Origin of the sequence: Streptomyces endophytica (assembly GCF_026153355.1) — a bacterium.
In the GTDB taxonomy this organism is placed as follows: domain Bacteria; phylum Actinomycetota; class Actinomycetes; order Streptomycetales; family Streptomycetaceae; genus Streptomyces; species Streptomyces endophytica.
Window position 1 is genome coordinate 6,003,706 of record NZ_CP110636.1, and the last position, 19,187, is coordinate 6,022,892.

Genomic DNA, 19,187 nt, shown 5'->3' on the forward strand with positions numbered 1-19,187 from the left:
ACACCCCCGCGATGGACCAGCCCGCCGAGTTGGGGGGCTTCCTGCGCACCGCCGCGCCCGGCTCCGCCCGGAGGACGTCGGCCTGGTCTCCTACGGAGGGCGGCGCCGGGTGCCGGGGCTGCGCCGCGAGGAGCTGGCGCAGCTGGCCGGGGTCAGCGTGGCGTACTACACGCGGCTGGAGCAGGGGCAGAGCCATCAGGCCTCGGAGGGGGTGCTGGACGCGCTGGCCCGTGCGCTGCGGCTGTCCGCCGACGAGCAGGCGTATCTGCGGGAGCTGGCCCGGCCGGCCCGGGTGCGCCGGCGGCCGGCGGTCCGGCACGACAAGGTCCGTCCGGGGGTGCGGCGGCTGCTCGCGGCCGTGGCGGACGTGCCGGCGGTGGCGCTCGGCCCGCGCTTCGAGATCCTGGCCTGGAACCGCCTCGGGCACGCGCTGATCGCCGGGCATCTGGACGTCGGCAGTCCCGACCGTCCGCTGGACCGCCCCAACGCGCAGCGGATGCTCTTCCTCGACCCGCACACCCGTGAGCTGTACCCGGACCGCGAGGAGGCGCTGCGGCACGCGGTGTCCTCGCTGCGGGTGGCCGCCGGGCAGCGGCCGGACGATCCGCAACTGACCGCGCTGATCGGCGAGTTGTCGATGAAGAGCACGGAGTTCAGCGCGCTGTGGTCCCGGCACGGCGTGAGCAACTGCACCTTCGGCACCAAGCGGTTCCACCATCCGCTGGTGGGTGAGCTGGTGCTGGACTTCGAGATGATGCAGACGCCGGACGGTTCCGGGCAGGGCGTGCTGATGTACACGGCCGAGGAGGGGTCGCCGTCCGAGGCGGCGCTGCGGCTACTCGCCGCGGAGTGCGGCCCAGACGTCCGGGTCCTCGAACCCGAGCGCCCATAGGCCGGTGTTCCGCACCCCGTAGGCGCGCAGGAGCGGCAGGTGGGCGCGGACGCCGCGGGCGTCCTGGTACCAGACCTGGTGTTCCTCGCCGTCCTTGCGGTAGGTGAAGTGCGGGGTGCCGGAGGCAACGTCGAAGAGGTAGTCGGCGCCCTCGCGTGCGCGCAGCGCCTCGGCCTCCTTCCAGGTCAGGTGGGCGGCGTGGCCGGTGGTGCCGGTGACCCAGTCCCAGCCGTAGCCGGGGAAGGCCACCTCGATCTTGTGGGGCGGGATGGTGTCGGTGGCGTAGCGCAGGAACTCGTCGTACCAGTCGGTGGACGACAGCGGCCCCGCGTCGCCGCCCGACCAGTGCAGGTCGTAGCCCATGATGCGGATGCGGTCGGCGGAGCGGCCGAGGTGCGCGTAGTCGAAGGCGGTGCCGGTGCCGCGGGCCCGGGCGAGGACGGTGACCACGCATTCCTTGTCTCGGTCGTGCAGCCGTGTGCACAACTCCCGGACCAGGGTGCGGTATCCGGTGCGCACCCGGTCCCGGGCGTGCCGGTCGCCGGTGACCGCCATGGCCTCGTAGTCCAGGTCGATCCCGTCGTACGAACGGCTCGCCACGAGGTCGAGCAGGGTGTCGAGGTGCGCCCGCCGCCGCTCGGGGTCGTGCAGCAGGGCGGCCATCCGGTCGGCGCCGAGGGTTTCGGTGACCGTGGGCACGACCTTGATGCCGGCGCGGTGCAGTCCGTCGATGATGCGGCGGCGGCCGGCGCCGTGGTGTCCGGTGAGGGTGGTGTCGTCGGACGCCTGGTACCAGAAGGGGCTGACGGTGTGGAGCTGGGAGGCGTGCCGGAGGGCGTCGCGGTAGGCGGCGTCGGTGTCGCCCCAGTAGGGCAGCCAGGCCGAGACGGTGCGGCGGCGGGCCTCGGTGGTGTCCGGGGTGGCGGCGGCCGCGGGGGTGAGCGGGCCGGTGAGCGTCACCGCCGCGAGCAGGAGCGCGAGCCAGCCGCGCGCCCGGTTTCCGGAGACATGGTCCATGCCTTGAGCGTCACCCCGCGGGGATGCTGACGCACCGTCAGCGCGGCCGAACGGGATCGGGCGGGGCCCGGCCGGGTGGCGAACGGGAGCGGCGCGGGGCCCGATTGGGGCCGGGTTGGGCCGCCCCCGCTGTCGTGCCGCGCGGCCCCGCCGCCGGTCAGGTGCGTCCCGCCGTCGGTCAGGTGCGTCCCGCGCGCTGCTGGGCGTCCTTGAGGGTGGCGGACGGGGTGGCCCACCGGGCCCGGACGACCGTGAAGCCGGCCGCTTCGAAGGCGTCGCAGACCTGCTCGTCGTCGTCGACGACATGGCGGATCTCGCGGTGCGTGGCGATCCGGCGCAGGGTCTCCAGCTTGGTGTGCCGGGCCGGGCGCCGGTCGTGGTCGGGCCGCATCCACACCTCGCCGGGCGGGAGGCCGTGCCGGGCCAGCCAGTCCAGGGTGTCGCGGCGGCAGCGCTCGGGGCGGCCGGTGAGGTAGCCGACGTCGCCGTCCTCGGCGTTGCGCAGCGCCAGCGCCACGCCCTCGCCGAGCGGCGGGTCGTCGGTGGCCGCGGCGAAGAAGGCCGGCCAGTCGCGCGGGGTGCGCCGCAGCCAGTGCTGGCGGTGGGCGGTGTCGGCGAGAGTGTTGTCGAGGTCGAAGAGGGCGAGGGGGCGGTGCGTCATGCCGTCGGTGCCTTCGGTCGGTGGGCTTCGCCGGTTTCGGGGGCCGCGCCGGTTTCGGGGAGGGTGACCGCGATCCGGCCGGCGGCGATGGCCTGGGCGACGGTGAGGCGGTCGTGGGCGAGGTCGGCGCAGGTCGCGGTGTCCGTCCGGAGCCGGACGTCGGGGCGCTCGGCGGGGCCGTCGGCGTAGCCGGGGCCGGTGTCGCCGGAGAGCAGGACGTGGAACCGGCCCTCGTCGAGGGTGATGTCGACGACCTCGGTGCCGTCGGTGAAGTGTGCGGCGAGCCGGGTCAGCAGGGGGACCGCGAACCAGTGGGCGCGCACCGCGTCGGTGGGGCGCTTCTCGTCGAGGGCGGGGGCGCCCCAGTCGGCGAGGGCGGTGAGCGCGGGCAGCAGGGCGTGGCCGCGGTCGGTGAGGGCGTAGACGGAGGCGGCGCCGGGCGGGGCGAGCCGGCGGCGGGTGACCAGGCCGTCGCGTTCCATGTCCTTCAGGCGGGAGGCGAGCATGTCCGTGCTGACGCCGGGCAGGTCGGCGTGCAGGTCGGTGTAGCGCCGGGAGCCGCCCAGGAGTTCCCGGACGATCAGGAGCGTCCAGCGGTCGCCCACGGCGTCCAGGGCCCGGGCGACGGCACAGTACTGGTCATAGCTTCGGCGCGGCATGGCTCCAGCATAGACAGAGGTTGGACTTTCCAAGTCGCGACTTGGTAAAACCAAGTACGGTGTGATGACGACGAATGCTGCCGCGCCGCGCGGCGGGCGAGGACCGGGAGGCCGCCGCATGCAGTTCAAGCAGTCCAGCAAGATGGCCGACGTCTGCTACGAGATCCGCGGGCCGGTGATCGAGCACGCGGACGCGCTGGAGGAGGCCGGGCACAGCGTGCTGCGGCTGAACACCGGCAATCCCGCGCTGTTCGGCTTCGAGTGCCCCGAGGAGATCCTGCAGGACGTGATGCGCAACCTCTCCCGCGCACACGGCTACACCGAGTCCCGGGGCATCCTCTCGGCCCGCCGCGCGGTGGCCCAGCACTACCAGCAGAACGGCCTGCCGGACGTCGACGTCGACGACATCTACCTCGGCAACGGCGTCTCCGAGCTCGTCTCGATGGCGGTACAGGCGCTGCTCGACGACGGTGACGAGGTCCTCATCCCGGCCCCCGACTTCCCGCTCTGGACGGCCGTCACCACCCTCGCCGGCGGCAAGGCCGTGCACTACCTCTGCGACGAGTCCGCGGACTGGCTGCCGGACCTCGACGACCTCGCCTCGAAGATCACCGACCGGACCCGGGCGATGGTCATCATCAACCCCAACAACCCGACCGGCGCGGTCTATCCGCGCGAGCTGCTGGAGGGCATGCTCGACCTCGCCCGGCGCCACCAGCTGATGGTCTTCGCCGACGAGATCTACGACCGGATCCTCTACGACGACGAGGTCCACCACCACGCCGCGGTGCTCGCCCCCGACCTGGTCTGCCTGACCTTCAGCGGTCTGTCCAAGTCCTACCGGGTGGCCGGCTTCCGCTCCGGCTGGCTGGTGGTCTCCGGCCCTAAGCAGCACGCCGCCGACTACCTGGAGGGCCTGGGCACCCTCGCCTCGATGCGACTGTGCCCGAACGCACCCGCGCAGTACGCCATCCAGGCGGCGCTGGGCGGCCGGCAGTCCATCAAGGACCTGGTGCTGCCGGGCGGCCGGCTGCGCGAGCAGCGCGACGTGGCCTGGGAGCGGCTCAACGAGATCCCGGGCGTCTCCTGCGTCAAGCCCAGGGGCGCGCTCTACGCCTTCCCGCGCCTCGACCCGGCCGTCCACAAGATCCACGACGACGAGAAGTTCGTGCTGGACCTCCTGCTGCGGGAGAAGATCCAGGTCGTCCAGGGCACCGGCTTCAACTGGCCACGCCCGGACCACTTCCGCATCCTCACCCTGCCGCACGCCGACGACCTCGACGCCGCGATCCGCCGGATCGGCCGATTCCTGGCCGGATACCGCCAGTGACGACCGGGGCCGCCGGCGGCCCCGGTTCACCCGAACGGCGGCACCCCTCCCCCGCCCGCCGTCCACCGCCCGCCGGTCCGGCGCACGGCCATGGCCAGCGGCGGGAAGGGCCTCCCGGCGCCGCCCGGGCGGCCCGGCACCGTCCGGCGGCCCCTCGGTCCGGACGGCCCGGACGCCCGGCGACGGGCCGTCCTGCCCCGCGGGACCAGCGCACGTAATCGAACGCGCCCTTGAGCCCGTCGGCCGCAGCCGATTAGGTGGAGGGCGGCAATCACGCCGCCACCCGACAAGGGAGGGGATTCCATGCCCATTCGGCCCGCACTCTCGGAAGCGGAGCTTGAAGCGCATCTGCACGGCATTTGCTTCAAGACGGGTCCACCGCGCCGGATAGGCGTGGAGCTGGAGTGGCTGGTCCACGACGCGTACCACCCCGATGTCCGGTCGAACCCGACCGGCTGCGGCACGCGGCCACCGTCCTTCGCCAGCTCCCCCTCTCCTCGCTCCTGACCTTCGAACCCGGCGGCCAGCTGGAGCTCAGCTCGCTGCCCGCCACCTCCCTGCGCGCCTGCATCGAGGCCGTGTCGGCCGATCTCGCGCTGGTCCGCCCGGCCGTGCGGGCCCTGGGCCTGGGGCTGGCCGGCCACGGCCACAACCCCTGGCACCCCCCGCGCCGGATCCTGACCGACCCCCGCTACGACGCCATGGAGGCGTACTTCGACCGCTGGGGCCCGGCCGGACGCTCCATGATGTGCGGCACCGCCTCCGTACAGGTGTGCGTGGACGCCGGCCACGAGGAGCCGGGCCCGCTCGGGCTCGGCCGGCGCTGGCTGCTGGCCCATCTGCTGGGCGCCGTACTGACCGCGGCGTTCGCCAACTCGCCGACCAGCGAAGGGTGTCCCACGGGCTACCGCACCACCCGCCAGGTCGTGTGGTCCCAGCTCGACCCGGCCCGCACCCTCGCCCCGCCGCCGGGCCCCGACCCGCGCACCGCGTGGGCGGCGTACGTCCTGGACGCGCCGGTGATGTGCATCCGCGCCGAGCACGGGCCCTGGGACGCGCCGGCGGGGCTCACCTTCCGCGAATGGGTCCGCACCGGCGTCCCCAGACCCCCGACACAGGAGGACCTCGACTACCACGTCACCACCCTCTTCCCGCCCGTCCGGCCGCGCGGCCACCTGGAGCTGCGCATGATCGACGCCCAGCCCGGGGAGACCGGGTGGACCGTCCCGCTGGCCGTCACGGCCGCGCTGTTCGACGACCCGGAGGCCGCCGAGCGCGCCTACCGCATCGTCAAACCACTGGCCGAGACGGCCGGTTCGCGCCCCGCGCCGCGCAACCCGCTGTGGCGGCGGGCCGCCCGCGCGGGACTGACCGACCCGGAGCTGCACGCCGCGGCGGTGGCCTGCTTCGCCGCCGCGCAGGAGGCGCTGCCCCGGATCGGCGCCCCGCCCGAGGTGTGCGCCGCGGTCGCGGCCTTCACCGAGCGGTACGTGGCACGCGGACGGTGCCCCGCGGACGACCACCTCGACGCCCTGTACGCCGCGGAGGGCGCACTCCTCCTGGGGAAGGAAGGCCAGCAGTGACCACCGATCCGGAGCTCCTTCGTGAATGCGCGGCCGCGGCGCTGCTCGCCGCCCGCGACCGCACTCGGCTGCTCACCACCTGCGTCGAGCACCCCGACCTCGTCGCCCAGCACTCCCCGCTGATGTCCCCGCTGGTGTGGGACCTGGCCCACATCGGCAACCAGGAGGAGCAGTGGCTGCTGCGCACCGTCGGCGGCCGGGAGGCGCTGCGGCCGGACATCGACTCCGTCTACGACGCCTTCGAGCACCCGCGGGCCGAACGCCCCGCCCTGCCGCTGCTGCCGCCCGACGAGGCGCACGGCTATGTCGCCGAGGTCCGCGGCCGGGTGCTGGACGTCCTGGAGCGCACCCCGCTGCACGGCGGGCCGCTGCTGGACGCGGGTTTCGCGTTCGGCATGATCGCCCAGCACGAGCAGCAGCACGACGAGACCATGCTGATCACGCACCAGCTGCGGCGCGGCCCCGCCGTGCTCACCGCGCCCGAACCGCCGCCCGCCCCCGATGACCTGCTGCCGTCCGAAGTCCTGGTGCCCGGCGGGCCGTTCAGCATGGGGACCTCCGCCGAACCCTGGGCGCTGGACAACGAGCGGCCCGCGCACCCCCGCCTCGTACCGGCGTTCCTGATCGACACCACACCGGTCAGCAACGGCGCCTACCAGCGGTTCATCGAGGACGGCGGCTATCAGGAGCCGCGCTGGTGGGCCGCCGAGGGCTGGGCGCAGGTCCAGCAGCACAAGCTGCGGGCCCCGCTGTTCTGGAAGCGGGACGGCGGCCAGTGGCTGCGCCGCAGGTTCGGGGTGACCGAGCCGGTCCCGCCGGACGAGCCGGTGCTGCACGTCAGCTGGTACGAGGCGGACGCCTACGCCCGCTGGGCCGGCCGGCGGCTGCCGACCGAGGCGGAGTGGGAGAAGGCCGCCCGGTTCGACCCGGCCACCGGCCGGTCGATGCGCTACCCGTGGGGTGACGAGGACCCCACGCCGGAGCGCGCCAACCTCGGCCAGCGGCATCTGCGCCCCGCGGCCATCGGCAGCTATCCCGAGGGCGCGTCCCCGCTCGGTGTGCGGCAGTTGATCGGCGACGTGTGGGAGTGGACGGCGAGCGACTTCCTGCCGTACCCGGGCTTCGCCGCCTTCCCCTACCGGGAGTACTCGGAGGTGTTCTTCGGCGACGGGCACAAGGTGCTGCGCGGCGGTTCCTTCGCCGTCGACCCGGTGGCCTGCCGGGGCACCTTCCGCAACTGGGACCTGCCGGTCCGGCGGCAGATCTTCTCCGGGTTCCGCACCGCCCGGGACGCCGGCCTGGAGGGGGACGCATGAGGCCGGCACCGCGCACGGCCGGGGAGGCGAACGCCTGATGTGCCGTCATATCGCTTATGTGGGGCCGCCGGTGCCCTTCGGGCAGATCGTGCTGGAGCCACCGCACGGCCTGTACCGGCAGTCGTGGGCGCCGCGCCACCAGAAGCACGGCACGGTCAACGCGGACGGCTTCGGCGTCGGCTGGTACGCACCGGGCGACCCGGTCCCGGCGCGCTACCGCCGGGCCGGGCCGATCTGGGCCGACGACCAACTGCCCGACCTGGCCCGGGTGGTGCGCACCGGCGCGCTGCTGGCGGCGGTACGGGACGCCACCGTGGCCGGGCCGGACGCCGAGGCGGCGGCCGCGCCGTTCGCCGGGGAGGGCCACCTGTTCAGCCACAACGGTGCGGTGGCCGGCTGGCCGGACTCGCTCGCGCCGCTGGCCGCCGCGCTGCCGCCGGGGGAGCTGCTGCGCCTCCAGGCGCGCTGTGACGCGGCGTTCGTCTGGGCGCTGGTGCGGCACCGGCTGACCCGCGGCGACGAACTCGGGGACGCGCTGGCCGACACCGTCGCGGCCGTCGCCGGGGCCGCGCCCGGGTCCCGGCTCAACCTGCTGCTGACCGACGGCACCACCATCGCCGCCACCTCCTGGGGCGACACGCTCTACCACCTGGCCCTTCCGGGCGGCGGCCGGGTGGTCGCCGCCGAACCCTACGACGATTCCCCCACTGGACCGAGGTCCCCGACCGCACCCTGCTGCGCGCCACCCGGACCGACGTCCACCTCACCCCGCTCAAGGAGCCCGCCACGTGAGCCCCCTCAGCATCACCCGCAACCTCCCTGCCGACGCCACCGCGGCCGCGCTGCGCGCCGATGTCGCCCAGGGCCTGTCCGCCACGCCCAAACAGCTGCCGCCCAAGTGGTTCTACGACGCCCGCGGCAGCGAACTCTTCGAAGAGATCACCACCCTGCCCGACTACTACCCGACCCGCGCCGAACGGGAGATCCTGCTCACCCGCGCCGACCACATCGCCGCGGCCACCAACGCGCGCACCCTGATCGAGCTGGGCTCCGGGTCGTCCGACAAGACCCGCCACCTCATCGGCGCGCTGACCGGCCTGCACACCTACGTGCCGATCGACGTCAGCGAGTCGGCGCTGACCGCGGCCGGCGAGACGCTGCTCGCCGGGCACCCCGGCCTGACCGTGCACGCCCTGGTCGCCGACTTCCAGCAGGACATGACGCTGCCCGGGACACCCGGCCCGCGACTGCTGGCGTTCCTCGGCGGCACCATCGGCAACCTCCTCCCCGAGGAGCGGGCCGCGTTCCTCACCTCCGTGCACGACCTGCTGTCCCCGGGCGACGCCCTGCTGCTCGGCACGGACCTGGTCAAGGACGAGGCGACGCTGGTCGCCGCGTACGACGATCCGCAGGGCGTCACGGCCGCGTTCAACAAGAACGTCCTCCAGGTCATCAACCGCGAGCTCGACGGCGACTTCGATCCGGCGGACTTCGACCACGTCGCGGTGTGGAACGCCGCGGAGGAGTGGATCGAGATGCGGCTGCGGGCGCGCCGGGACGTGACCGTGAAGATCCCCGGCGTGGACCTGGCCGTGCCCTTCGCGGCCGGTGAGGACATCCGCACCGAGATCTCGGCCAAGTTCCGCCAGGAGGGTGTGCGGGCCGAACTCGCCGCCGCCCGGCTGGAGTTGACCAACTGGTGGACGGACAGCACGGATCGCTTCGCGCTGTCACTCGCGTTCCGTGCCTGATACCGCCCGGTAGGGACGGATACGTACGAGGGCGGTTCCGGCCGGTGTGCCCCTGGGCGCGCCGGCCGGGTGCCGTCCGCGCGGGCGGTGTGGTTCCATGCCCCGGACGCACGTGCGGATTCGACGGGGCAGGGGTGGCGGCATGGGGCTGGGGCTCGATCGGCGGGGGTTTCTCAGGGGCGCGGCCGGGCTGTCGGCCGCCGGGGTCCTGGCGGGCGCCGGCAGCGGAGGGTTCACGGCCGCGGCGGCCGAGCGGAGGCCGGCCGGGCGCCGTGCGCTCTCCGTACAGGACTGGATGTCCGCGCTCCCCGACGCCACTCCCCTGACGCGCCTGACGATCCCGGGCACGCACGACTCCGGGGCCCGGATCGGCGGCCCCTGGGTGGCCTGCCAGAACACCGCGGTCGACGCCCAGCTGGCCGCCGGGATCCGCTTCCTGGACGTCCGCTGCCGGGCGATCGACGACGCCTTCGCGATCCATCACGGCGCGTTCTACCAGCAGCTGATGTTCGGCGACGTACTCAACGCCTGCCGGGCCTTCCTCACGGCCCACCCGTCCGAGACGGTGCTGATGCGGGTCAAGCAGGAGTACTCGGAGGTCTCCTCCGACGAGTTCCGCCGGATCTTCGGCATCTACCTGGACGACAAGGGCTACCGTCCGCTGTTCCGGCTGGACGCCGGGCTGCCCGCGCTGGGTGAGGCGCGGGGCCGGGTCGTCCTGCTGGCGGACTCCGACGGCCTCGGCGGGGTCCGCTACGGCGACCCCCAGGTCTTCGACATCCAGGACGACTACATGGCCGAGCCGTTCGGGAAGTACCCGAAGATCGAGGCGCAGTTCCGCAAGGCCGTCACGCAGCCCGGCAAGCTCTTCGTCAACTACGTCAGCACCGCCGCGCTGCTCCCGCCGCGCTCCAACGCCGACCGCCTCAACCCTCAGGTCAAGACGCTGCTGGAGGGTACGGAGGGCAGCGGCTGGACGGGCCTGGGCATCGTCCCGATGGACTTCCCGAACGAGTTCGGCCTGGCCGAAACGCTGATCCGGCACAACCCGGGCCCGGGGTTCACCCGACCGGCCCTGCGCTAGGCGTCCGGCCGGCGGTCCTGCCGCAGACTGGGGTGCATGTCCCGTTCCGGACGGCCCGGTGTCCCGCAGCGGCTGCCGGTGGCTCTCGGGCTGCTCACCGTGGTCGTGGGCAGTACGGCGCTGACGCTGGGCCTGCCCGCCCGCGAGCCGTATCTGGCCGCGGGGGACAGCGCCACCGGCTCGTACCTGGCCACCCGCGCGGACGGCGACCTGGCCGCCGCCGCGCTGCTCGCCGGTCCGTACCGGGAGCGGCCGGGCCCGCCGGTGGCCGTCCCGCTCGGCGGCCGGACCGGCGGCGGGGCGACGGCCGCGCTGCCGGAGTCCCGGCCGCTGGTGGCCGCCCCGGCGGCCCCGTCCCCGGCGATCGGCGCGCTGTTCTCACCCGGCGACGACGGTGACCCGACGCACCACTGCACGGCGAGCGTGGTCCGCTCCCCCGCCGCCGACCTGGTCGTCACCGCCGCGCACTGCGTGCACGACGGCGGGTTCCGCACCCGGCTGGTGTTCGTGCCCGGCCTGCACGACGGGATCGCGCCGTACGGGCTGTGGGTGCCCACCCGCATCCACGTCGACCCCCGCTGGATCAGCGACCGGGACCCGGACCACGACGTGGCGTTCCTGCGGGTGCGCAGAGCCGGGCAGGGCGGCGGCCGGATAGCGGACCTCACCGGCGCCGAACGGATCCGGTTCGGCGCCCCGGCCGGGCGCCCGGCGCTGCTGACCGGCTACCCCGCCGACCGGGACGCCCCGGTCAGCTGCCGGCACACCGCGAAGGCCCAGGGCCCGTCCCAACTGCGCTTCGACTGCCCCGGGTTCCCGAACGGCACCAGCGGTGGCCCGCTGCTCACCGACGTCGATCCGGCCACCGGCACCGGGGCGCTGATCGGGGTGATCGGCGGGCTCGACGAGGGCGGTGACGACTTCGTCTCGTACAGCAGCCGGTTCGGTGCGGACGTGGCCGCGCTGTACCGGCGGGCCACCGCGGAGCCGGGCCCCACGCCGGGCGTCAGGCCCCGCGCGACACCACGGTCTTGAGGACGGACGGCAGCGGGTACCAGTCGGCGGTGGCGAAACTGGCGTGCGCGGCGGCGAGTTGGCCGACCCGGGCGAGCGCCTGTGCCTCGGTGGGGTGGGTGGCGTCGATGGCCGGCGGCACGTTGTGCGCGTCGGTCATGATGAGGAGGTAGTGCCGGCGGTCGTACCAGGCGGTGTCGATGGTGCCGTTCAGGTAGGTCGCGGCGTCACCGTCGAAGACCACGAACCAGGGGCGCAGCGCCGGGTCCTGATAGCGGTCGCGGGGGTCGCCGGCGGCCGCGCCGTGCACCGCGGGGAAGGCCGTCGACTGCGCGAGCTTCCCCTGCGCGGCGAGGTCCTTGAGGTGGCCGGCGTACTCGACGTCGGTCCAGAGCTTGTCGAGCGGGTTGTTCTCCTCGACGGTGCCCGGTATCAGCTCGAACAGGAACTTTCCGGCCATGGCGGCGCGCGCCGGCCAGCCGCCGGCCCGGACCGCCTCGTCGGGCGTGGCGTGGCCCGCGGTGAGGTCGCCGGGACCGTAGACGGCGTCGCCGAGCTTCTGTCGCACCAGCGCGTCGAACTCGGCCGGGCCGCGCCCGCCCTTGGCGTTGAAGCCGTCCTTCAGCTCGACCTTGACGAGGATGGGGCGGTGGCCGGGGTGGGCGTCGTGCCAGGCCTTCATATCGGCGAGGCAGCCGGCGAAGTCCTTGTTGACGTCCTTGGTCCGCAGTTCGGAGGCGTTGGCCGCGCCCTCGCAGTTGCTGTTGTTGCCGAACGGGTTGCTGTGGCTGACCCGCCAGGTCCGGCCCAGCCCGTTGGTCCAGAGGTCGAGTTCGACCAGTGCGGCGCCGGAGTCCAACGCGTCCGCGAAGTAGGGGTACTTCTCCTTGTCGTAGGCGTTGTGGACGCCCACGGACGTGCTGGTGCCGTACGTCAGGCCCGGCCGGCTCGGCGCCCGCCGGCACGGACACCGCCACCACCGCGGCCGCCGCCGCAGCGACCGTCCCCACACACCGCTTCCCGTTCATGTTCCCCGCTCTCCGTGGTCCCTCGGCGCCCGGCCGGTCAGCCCGGACGCCGTTCGGCCGGCCGGGCGGCCGGTCGATCGGGCAGCAGCGTACGGGGAGTTGGGACGGGTGGGGACCACGGGGTCGGTGACGATAAGGGAAACTCCCTTACTTGACCGACTTGGGGAGGGCCCATGGCCGACAATCACGCAACCGGCCGGCTGCCGCGTTCCGGACAGCCACTCGTCGCGACGGTGCTCACGGGCACCGTCGCGCTCTATCTGGCGCTCGTCGCCTTCGGCAACATCACCGACTTCGGCACCAATCAGCAGTTCGTCCGGCACGTCCTGGCGATGGACACCACCTTCAAGGACCCGGACCTGATGTGGCGGGCCATCACCTCGCAGGGACTCCAGGACGCCGCGTACGTGGCGATCATCGCCTGGGAGAGCGTCACCGCGCTGGTGCTGATAGTGGCCACCGTGCTCTGGCCGCTCGGTCTGCGGCGCGGCGACGTGGCCCGCGCGCGGATGCTGAGCACCGTCGGTCTGCTGATGATGCTGCTGCTGTTCGGCGCGGGCTTCCTGGCGATCGGCGGGGAGTGGTTCTCGATGTGGCAGTCGAAGACCTGGAACGGCCTGGAGGCGGCGACCCGCAACGTCACGCTCGCGGGAGTCGCACTGCTGGCCGTCCGGCTGCCGTCGGCGCCCTGAGCCGTCCCGCGTGCGGCGGGCGCCGGTGGGTCACCACTCGATCCGGTAGTCCGTGAGCCAGTCGCTGCCGTCCGCGCCGCCGCCCGCGGGGCCGGTGGCCGGGCGGCCGGGGTTTTGCGGGCCGGTGCGGGCGGCGAGACCGGCACTGGCCGCGACGACCTTCTCCACCCGTTCCCGGCGCAGTTCCTCGTACGCCGTGAAGGCGCTGCGCGGGTCGGTGTGGTCGCGCAGGCAACGGGCCAGCACGATGCCGTCCTCGATGGCCATCGAGGCGCCCTGGGCGGCGTTGGGCGCGGCCGCGTGGGCGGCGTCGCCGAGGACGACCTTGGTGTCGTCGTACCAGGTGGGTGTGGTGGCGATGTCGTAGGCGCTGGAGGCGATGACCCGGTCGCCGGTGGCGCGGACGAGGGCGGCGGCCGGCGTGGCGTCGCCGGGGAACCGCGCGGCGACCCGGTCGCGCCACTCGCCGGCGCCGACGGCCTGCAGGGCGGTGCGGTCGCTCTCGGTGCCGGGGATGTTGGCGAACCACCAGATCTCGTCGTCGGGGGCGCGGGTGCAGCCGAAGACGGCGCGGTCGCCGCGGATCATGGTGTAGGTCTCCGCGGCCGGCTCGGCGCCGGTGGCGCGGGTGTAGCCGCAGACCGTGTGCTGGCCGGTGTGGCGCGGCCGGGGCGCGTCCGGGTCGATGAGGGTGCGGGTGACGGAGTGCAGTCCGTCCGCGCCGATCAGCAGGTCTCCCTCGGCGCGGCTGCCGTCGGCGAAGGCGGCGACCACCCGCTTCCCGCCGGCCGAGGCCACCGTCTGGGCACCGACCAGCCGTTTCCCGTGGTGCACGGGGATCCCCCGGCGGGCCGCCTCGGCGTGCAGCACCTGGTAGAGGGTGGCCCGCCGCAGGGTGCGCGGGCCGGGCCCGGTGCCGCTGCCGGCGATGGGCCGCTCGGCGACCTGGGTGCCGTCGGGACCGAACACGGCGATCCGCTGCGCCGGGAAGGAGTGTGCGGCGACCGGGTCGTGGGCGTCGATCACCCGGAGCGCTTCGAGGCCGTTGGCGAAGACGACGAGGAAGGCGCCGACGTCGTCCGCGCCGGTCGGGTACGCCTCGAAGACCTCCGCGTCGATGCCCGCCTTGTGCAGTGCCATGGCGGTCACCGTGCCCGCGATGCCGCCGCCGATGATCAGGGCCTTGCTCATGCCGTGGTCCCCCGGGTGTGCCCCCGCTCGGTGCCGCCGGCCGGGTCCTGGTCGGCGGTGCGGCCCTGTGGCCGCACCGTCCACCTTTCCCCCGGCGGGCCGGAAGATCCAGCCCGCCGGGGGACGTACGGACGTGCCGCCGGGTGTTCTCAGCCCGCCGCGTACACGTCCTCGATGTACCGTCCGGAGGCGGTGAGTTCGCGCAGCCAGGCCTCGGACTCCTGGGCCGAGGCGCCGGTGTGCGCGGCGTGCACCTCGCGGAAGGCGGCCCGTACGCCGGGGGCCATCCGGCTGCCGTCGCCGCAGACGTACACCCGGGCCCGGCCTGGAGGAGCTCCCAGACCTCGGCGGCCTCGGCTTTGATGCGGTGCTGGACGAAGCGGTGGCCGTTCTCGGGGCGCTCGCTGAAGACGGGGCGTACCGAGAGCGCCCCGGCCGCTTCGGCGGCGGCGAACTCCGCGGCGTGCAGGAAGTCGGCCGTGGGGTCGTCGCAGCCGAAGTACAGCCGGGCGGGCGCCGTTTGGCCGGCCGCGACCCGGTCGGCCACGGCGCCCCGGAAGGGGGCGAGGCCGGTGCCGGCGGCGACCAGGATGACCGGGGTGCCGTCGGCCGGGTCGAGGCGGAAGGCCTCGCGGCAGGGCTGGACCCGGGCCAGGACCGTGTCGCCGGGGCGCAGGCCGTGCAGATACGTCGAGCCGGTGCCGCCGGGCAGCAGCGAGACCATCAGCTCGGCGTGCCGGGCGTCGGCGGCGGGCGAGGACGAGATCGAGTAGTGCCGGGTGCGCAGCGCCGGCAGCAGGTCGAGGACCACCGGCCAGGGCAGCCGGCCGCGCAGCGCGGGGTGGGCCTCGATCATCTCGGTCAGGGTGCGCGGGTCGTCCTCGGCGAGGTGTTCCAGGGCCTGCCGCTCGGGCGGGCACGGGTTGTGCGCGGCCAGCACCGCGAGCTGCTCGGGGGTCGGCCGAGCCCCCAACTCCAGGTGATGGGTGAGGAGTTGGCGTACGCTCAGGGGCCGGTCGACGGGCAGGGTGTCGCGGGCCGGGCGGCGTCCGGGGTGCAGGGCGAGCACGGTGTCGAGGTCGGCGCCGAGGGCGCGGGCGGCCCGCTCGACGGCGGCCGGGGCGTTGGCCGGCAGCACGGCGAGGTGGTCGGCGGTGCGGTAGCTGACGCCGTCCGGCAGGGCGAGCCGCAGGAACCGCTTGGGGCGCGGCCAGCCCTCCGCGGTGAGGTCGTGCGCCTCGGTGACGGTCAGTTCGGTCAGCTCGTGCCGGGCGGCCAGGGCGTCGAGCGGTCCGCCGGTGAGCTCGGTGACGGTGTAGCCGGTGTCCTCGGCGGCCGGGGCGCCCGCGCCGGTGCTGGCGGGGTCGCCGTAGCGGGTCAGCAGTTCGGTGCGCAGCGCGGCGGTGAACTCCTTGACGGTGCCGCTGAGATCGCCGGAGGCGTCGGCCTCGGCGCGCGGCAGCATCCGGTCGCCGCCGAGCGCGGCCAGCCGGTCGTCGATGAGGGTGGGGACGTGCTGGTAGGTGGCGGCCCAGTTGCGGTCGCCGACGCCGAGGACGGCGAACGGGCGGTCCGCGGCGGCGCCGTCCCCGGCGGTCCGCAGCCGGCCGACGAAGGCGGCCGCGTCGTCGGTGGGCTGTCCGTTGTAGGAGGCGGCGACGATGACGACGGGCCGGTCGGCGGGCAGCCCGTCGGCGTAGGCGTCCAGCGGGGCGACCTCGGTGGCGCAGCCCAGGCCGGTGGCCTCGTCGGCGAGCCGCTCGGCGAACTCGCGGCAGGTGCCGTAGTTGCTGCCGTGCAACAGCAGCAGCCCGGTGCCCTGGACGACGCGGGTGGGCAGGGCGTCGTCGGTGGTGGTGTCGTCCGCGGGGCCGGCGGTGCCGGGCAGGACACCCAGGGCGGCGCGCACCGCGGCGCGGTCGGCGGGCGTGCGGGCGGCCAGTTCGACGGTGAACCCGTCCGGCTTGAGGTGAGGGTCTCCTTGATGCGGAGCCGGTAGTCGGCGTGGTCGATCAGCCGGTAGCGGTGGGCGAGCAGGGCGAGCAGCATGGTCGCCTCGTGCAGCGCGAACTGCCGCCCGATGCAGGCGCGTTCACCGGTCCCGAACGGCTTGTAGGCGTGCGGCGAGCGGGCCGCCTCGGCCTCCGGGCTGAAGCGGGACGGGTCGAACAGCTCGGGGTTGTCGCCCCAGCAAGGGTCGCGGTGCAGCATCGGGGTGAGCACGGTGACCAGCTGGCCGGCCTTGACCGGGTAGCGGCCGCCGAGCACGGTGTCGGCACGGGCCTGGCGGGTGAACGCGGCGGCGGTGGGCCACAGCCGCAGCGCCTCGTTGAGGACCTGCCGGGTGAACGGCAGGTGGCCGATGTCCTCGAAGGTCGGGTCGGGGTCGGCCTGGTCGCCCCACAGCTCGTCGGCCTCGCGCTGGACCATGCGCAGCGCCAGCGGGTCCTTGAGCAGGTGGTAGAGGGCGAAGGAGAGGGCGCCCGAGGTGGTCTCGTGGCCGGCGATCAGGAAGGTGATGACCTGGTTGCGGATGTTGGCGAGGTCGAGGGAGGGGCCGCCGGGCCCGGTGCCGTCCTCCTGCGCGCGGGCGCCGAGCATCAGACCGAGCAGGTCGTCCTCGCCGGTCTCGCCGCTCGCCGTGCGCGCGGCGATGACCTCGTCGACGACGGAGGCGAGGTAGTCCGCGTCGGCGCGGAACGCCGCGTCCGCCGCGGAGTGGTCGGCGTGCGGATCCCGGGCGAACTTCTTCATGCTCCATTCGAGGCAGCGCACCATCGCCTCGACGAACGGGTGCTGCGAGTCGCCGCGGGAGAACGACTCGAAGTCGAAGCCGAAGCCGGCCAGCCCGATGGTGTCCAGCGTCATCCGGGTCATGTCCTCGGCTATGTGCACCGGCGTGCCGTCGGCCACCCGCCGGTCCCAGCTCGCCATGACCCGGCGGGCGACCTTCAGCATCGCCGGGTGGTACGTCCGCATCGAGCCCAGCGCGAAGGCCGGCATCAGGACCTCGTGCGCCTTGGCCCAGTTGGGCTCGTCGTTGTAGGCGGTGAACAGACCGTCCCCGGCGAATTCCCGGACGTTCTCCAGGACGACCGAGACCCCCTTGGCGAAGCGGGTCTCGTCGGCGGCCTCGGTGACCAGGTCCAGCGAGGTGAGGAAGAGCGTCTCGCGCTCGCCGAGCCTGCGCTTGAAGACCGGTCCGTGGGTCCGGGCGAGGTCCATGGTCTGCTGGATGGGCGTCGAGGTCATCCCGTCGGCCGTGATGTCGACGACCGGGATGCCGTCATCGGCGGCGCGTTCGTCACTGTGGAGCGCGATGGTGTCGGTCATGTCTCCAGCGTGAGGGGGCCGGTGGGCAGCTCGGGCCCGGGCAACTGCATGATTGTGCAGTGGTTTTTCGCTGCTCGCCCTTGCGCGCGGACCGGAGATGGGGCAATGGACATCGGGCACGCAGACAGTGCGCCGGACGGGGACTCCCCCGGCGCCCACCCGCCGCCCGCCGGGCCCGGCCCGGTCGATCCGGCGGGGCCGTACGCGGGCGGTCCCTGGCGCAACTACTTCCTCATCCTGCTGGACCGCATCCCGACGCCGATCGCGGTGTGCCGGGCGGACGGTGAGGTGCTGATCGCCAATCCGGCGATGGCCACGCTGTGGGGGGTGGCGCCGGGTCAGTTGCGCGGCCGCAATCTGCTGGACCTGTTCCGGCCCCGGGCGAGGGAGCAGCTGCGGCGGATCGCCGACGCGGTGCGGCTGGGCCGCCGGTCGCGCTATCCGGTCGAGGTGCACTGGCGGTCGGCCGCGGACGGCGCCGAGCGCGAGGGGGAACTGACGGTGGACCCGGTCGGCGACCTGTCCGTCCAGCCGCCGGTCCTGCTGGCGCTGCTGCGGGTCACGGAGAGCGCCCCGCCGCCGGCCCCGCGGGCCACGGCGAGCCCGGTGGAGTCGCGGATCCTGGCCCTGGCCGCCGGCGGCGCGACGACGGCGGCGATCGGCGCGTCCCTGGGGCTGACCGTCGACGGGGTGAACTACCACCTGGCCCGGCTGTCCCGCCGCTGGCGGGTGCAGGGCCGGACCGCGCTGGTCGCCAAGGCGTACGTGCTGGGCGTACTGGCGGCGGACAGCTGGCCACCGGCCCCGGCCTGACCATCAGCACGCGTGTGCGGTTAACCTCCGTGGTGTGGAGGAGAACGCAGCCGCGCAGTTCGAGCGCGGAACGGACGGCCCGAAGGTCATCGTCGTCGGCGTGGACGGCTCCGACTCGTCCTGGCGCGCCGCCGCGTACGCGTCCGGACTCGCCCGGCGCCAGGGCTCGAAGCTCGTCCTGGTCTACGTCCAGCCGGTGCTGCCGGCCGGGGCGTCGATGGGCGCGCCGGTCGTGGACGCCACCAACGAGGTGGCCGAGGAGCTGATGGCCGAGATCCGCAAGGCCACCGACCGGCTGCAGGGGATCTACGACGTGCGCTGGGAGTTCCACACGCTGCGTGGCGACCCGTACAACGGCATGGTGCAGATGGCCGACGAGCTCAAGGCCGACGCCGTGGTGGTGGGCGCCTCGGAGTCGGCCGGGCACCGCATCATGGGCTCGGTCGCGGTCCGCCTGGTCAAGGCGGGGCGCTGGCCGGTCACCGTCGTCCCGTAGCGGCCCCGCGGCGCTCCGCTGGTGGGGCCGGCCGCCCTGAGGCACGGTGGGAGGTGGACGGGCGGAGCGCCGCCCCGGCCGAGGGAGACCACCGTGACCGACCGCACGTACCGTGTGACCGACATCGTCGGAACGTCCCAGGAGAGCGTGGACGCGGCGATCAGGAACGGCATCAGGCGCGCCTCGCAGACCCTCCGCAATCTCGACTGGTTCGAGATCACCGAAGTGCGCGGACACCTCGTCGACGGCGAAATCGACCACTACCAGGTCGGCATGAAGGTCGGGTTCCGGCTGGAGGACGCCGATTGACGCCCCGATGACACCCCT

General features: G+C 74.1%; 13 protein-coding genes and 5 pseudogenes. 12 read left to right on the forward strand and 6 right to left on the reverse strand.

Features of this window, described 5'->3' with window-relative positions; all coding sequences use genetic code 11:
• Nucleotides 1-11 precede the first annotated feature (11 nt).
• Nucleotides 12-892, forward strand: a pseudogene (locus OJ254_RS26860) (helix-turn-helix domain-containing protein).
• On the opposite strand, the gene OJ254_RS26865 reads toward OJ254_RS26860, so the two are convergent.
• The 3 genes from OJ254_RS26865 to OJ254_RS26875 form a co-directional block, all read right to left on the reverse strand.
• Entirely contained in the window at nucleotides 836-1,909 is a 1,074-nt protein-coding gene (locus tag OJ254_RS26865; protein ID WP_265364438.1) for a glycosyl hydrolase family 18 protein, read from the reverse strand. The pseudogene OJ254_RS26860 and the gene OJ254_RS26865 overlap by 57 nt on opposite strands.
• Before the next feature lie 178 nt (nucleotides 1,910-2,087).
• Complete coding sequence (locus OJ254_RS26870; protein WP_265364439.1) at nucleotides 2,088-2,570, reverse strand: phosphatase domain-containing protein; 483 nt, start codon at nucleotides 2,568-2,570, stop codon at nucleotides 2,088-2,090.
• On the reverse strand, nucleotides 2,567-3,229 hold the full coding sequence (locus OJ254_RS26875) for a winged helix-turn-helix transcriptional regulator (protein WP_265364440.1): 663 nt from the start codon (nucleotides 3,227-3,229) through the stop codon (nucleotides 2,567-2,569). The genes OJ254_RS26870 and OJ254_RS26875 overlap by 4 nt, the downstream gene beginning before the upstream one ends.
• Nucleotides 3,230-3,347: 118 nt before the next feature.
• Here OJ254_RS26875 and OJ254_RS26880 point away from each other — a divergent pair, with 118 nt between their 5' ends.
• The 7 genes and pseudogenes from OJ254_RS26880 to OJ254_RS26910 all read left to right on the forward strand — a co-directional run bounded on the left by OJ254_RS26880 (nucleotide 3,348) and on the right by OJ254_RS26910 (nucleotide 11,328).
• Nucleotides 3,348-4,559 carry a pyridoxal phosphate-dependent aminotransferase gene (locus OJ254_RS26880; protein ID WP_261954641.1) on the forward strand — a complete coding sequence of 404 codons (1,212 nt, stop codon included), beginning with the start codon at nucleotides 3,348-3,350 and terminating at the stop codon, nucleotides 4,557-4,559.
• A 303-nt stretch (nucleotides 4,560-4,862) separates the two neighbouring features.
• Nucleotides 4,863-6,142, forward strand: a pseudogene (gene egtA, locus OJ254_RS26885) (ergothioneine biosynthesis glutamate--cysteine ligase EgtA).
• Nucleotides 6,139-7,458, forward strand: coding sequence for an ergothioneine biosynthesis protein EgtB (gene egtB, locus OJ254_RS26890; protein ID WP_265364441.1), 1,320 nt, complete (start codon nucleotides 6,139-6,141; stop codon nucleotides 7,456-7,458). Before egtA ends, egtB begins: the two are co-directional and overlap by 4 nt.
• A 37-nt stretch (nucleotides 7,459-7,495) precedes the next feature.
• Nucleotides 7,496-8,250: pseudogene (egtC, locus tag OJ254_RS26895) on the forward strand (ergothioneine biosynthesis protein EgtC).
• A complete protein-coding gene (egtD, locus tag OJ254_RS26900) occupies nucleotides 8,247-9,209 on the forward strand; it encodes an L-histidine N(alpha)-methyltransferase (protein WP_265364442.1) in 963 nt (320 codons plus the stop codon). The pseudogene egtC and the gene egtD overlap by 4 nt, the downstream one beginning before the upstream one ends.
• A gap of 142 nt (nucleotides 9,210-9,351) precedes the next feature.
• Complete coding sequence (locus OJ254_RS26905; RefSeq protein WP_265364443.1) at nucleotides 9,352-10,293, forward strand: phosphatidylinositol-specific phospholipase C; 942 nt, start codon at nucleotides 9,352-9,354, stop codon at nucleotides 10,291-10,293.
• Nucleotides 10,294-10,329: 36 nt separating this feature from the next.
• A complete protein-coding gene (locus OJ254_RS26910) occupies nucleotides 10,330-11,328 on the forward strand; it encodes a trypsin-like serine peptidase (protein WP_265364444.1) in 999 nt (332 codons plus the stop codon).
• On the opposite strand, the pseudogene OJ254_RS26915 reads toward OJ254_RS26910, so the two are convergent.
• Nucleotides 11,300-12,335, reverse strand: a pseudogene (locus OJ254_RS26915) (phosphatidylinositol-specific phospholipase C domain-containing protein). The gene OJ254_RS26910 and the pseudogene OJ254_RS26915 overlap by 29 nt on opposite strands.
• Before the next feature lie 173 nt (nucleotides 12,336-12,508).
• Between OJ254_RS26915 and OJ254_RS26920 the strand changes: the two are divergent.
• Nucleotides 12,509-13,027 (forward strand): DUF2165 domain-containing protein, encoded by a 519-nt coding sequence (locus OJ254_RS26920; protein ID WP_265364445.1) that lies wholly within the window; start codon nucleotides 12,509-12,511, stop codon nucleotides 13,025-13,027.
• A gap of 30 nt (nucleotides 13,028-13,057) precedes the next feature.
• Here OJ254_RS26920 and OJ254_RS26925 read toward each other — a convergent pair whose 3' ends face one another.
• Nucleotides 13,058-14,218: an FAD-dependent monooxygenase gene (locus OJ254_RS26925; protein WP_265364446.1), complete on the reverse strand. Its 1,161-nt coding sequence runs from the start codon at nucleotides 14,216-14,218 to the stop codon at nucleotides 13,058-13,060.
• A gap of 149 nt (nucleotides 14,219-14,367) precedes the next feature.
• Nucleotides 14,368-17,551: pseudogene (locus OJ254_RS26930) on the reverse strand (cytochrome P450).
• Between the two features lie 105 nt (nucleotides 17,552-17,656).
• Between OJ254_RS26930 and OJ254_RS26935 the strand changes: the two are divergent.
• The 3 genes from OJ254_RS26935 to OJ254_RS26945 all read left to right on the forward strand — a co-directional run bounded on the left by OJ254_RS26935 (nucleotide 17,657) and on the right by OJ254_RS26945 (nucleotide 19,169).
• Nucleotides 17,657-18,364, forward strand: coding sequence for a PAS domain-containing protein (locus OJ254_RS26935; protein ID WP_265364447.1), 708 nt, complete (start codon nucleotides 17,657-17,659; stop codon nucleotides 18,362-18,364).
• A 34-nt stretch (nucleotides 18,365-18,398) separates the two neighbouring features.
• On the forward strand, nucleotides 18,399-18,860 hold the full coding sequence (locus OJ254_RS26940) for a universal stress protein (RefSeq protein WP_265364448.1): 462 nt from the start codon (nucleotides 18,399-18,401) through the stop codon (nucleotides 18,858-18,860).
• Nucleotides 18,861-18,953: 93 nt separating this feature from the next.
• A complete protein-coding gene (locus OJ254_RS26945) occupies nucleotides 18,954-19,169 on the forward strand; it encodes a dodecin (protein WP_265364449.1) in 216 nt (71 codons plus the stop codon).
• Nucleotides 19,170-19,187: the final 18 nt, after the last annotated feature.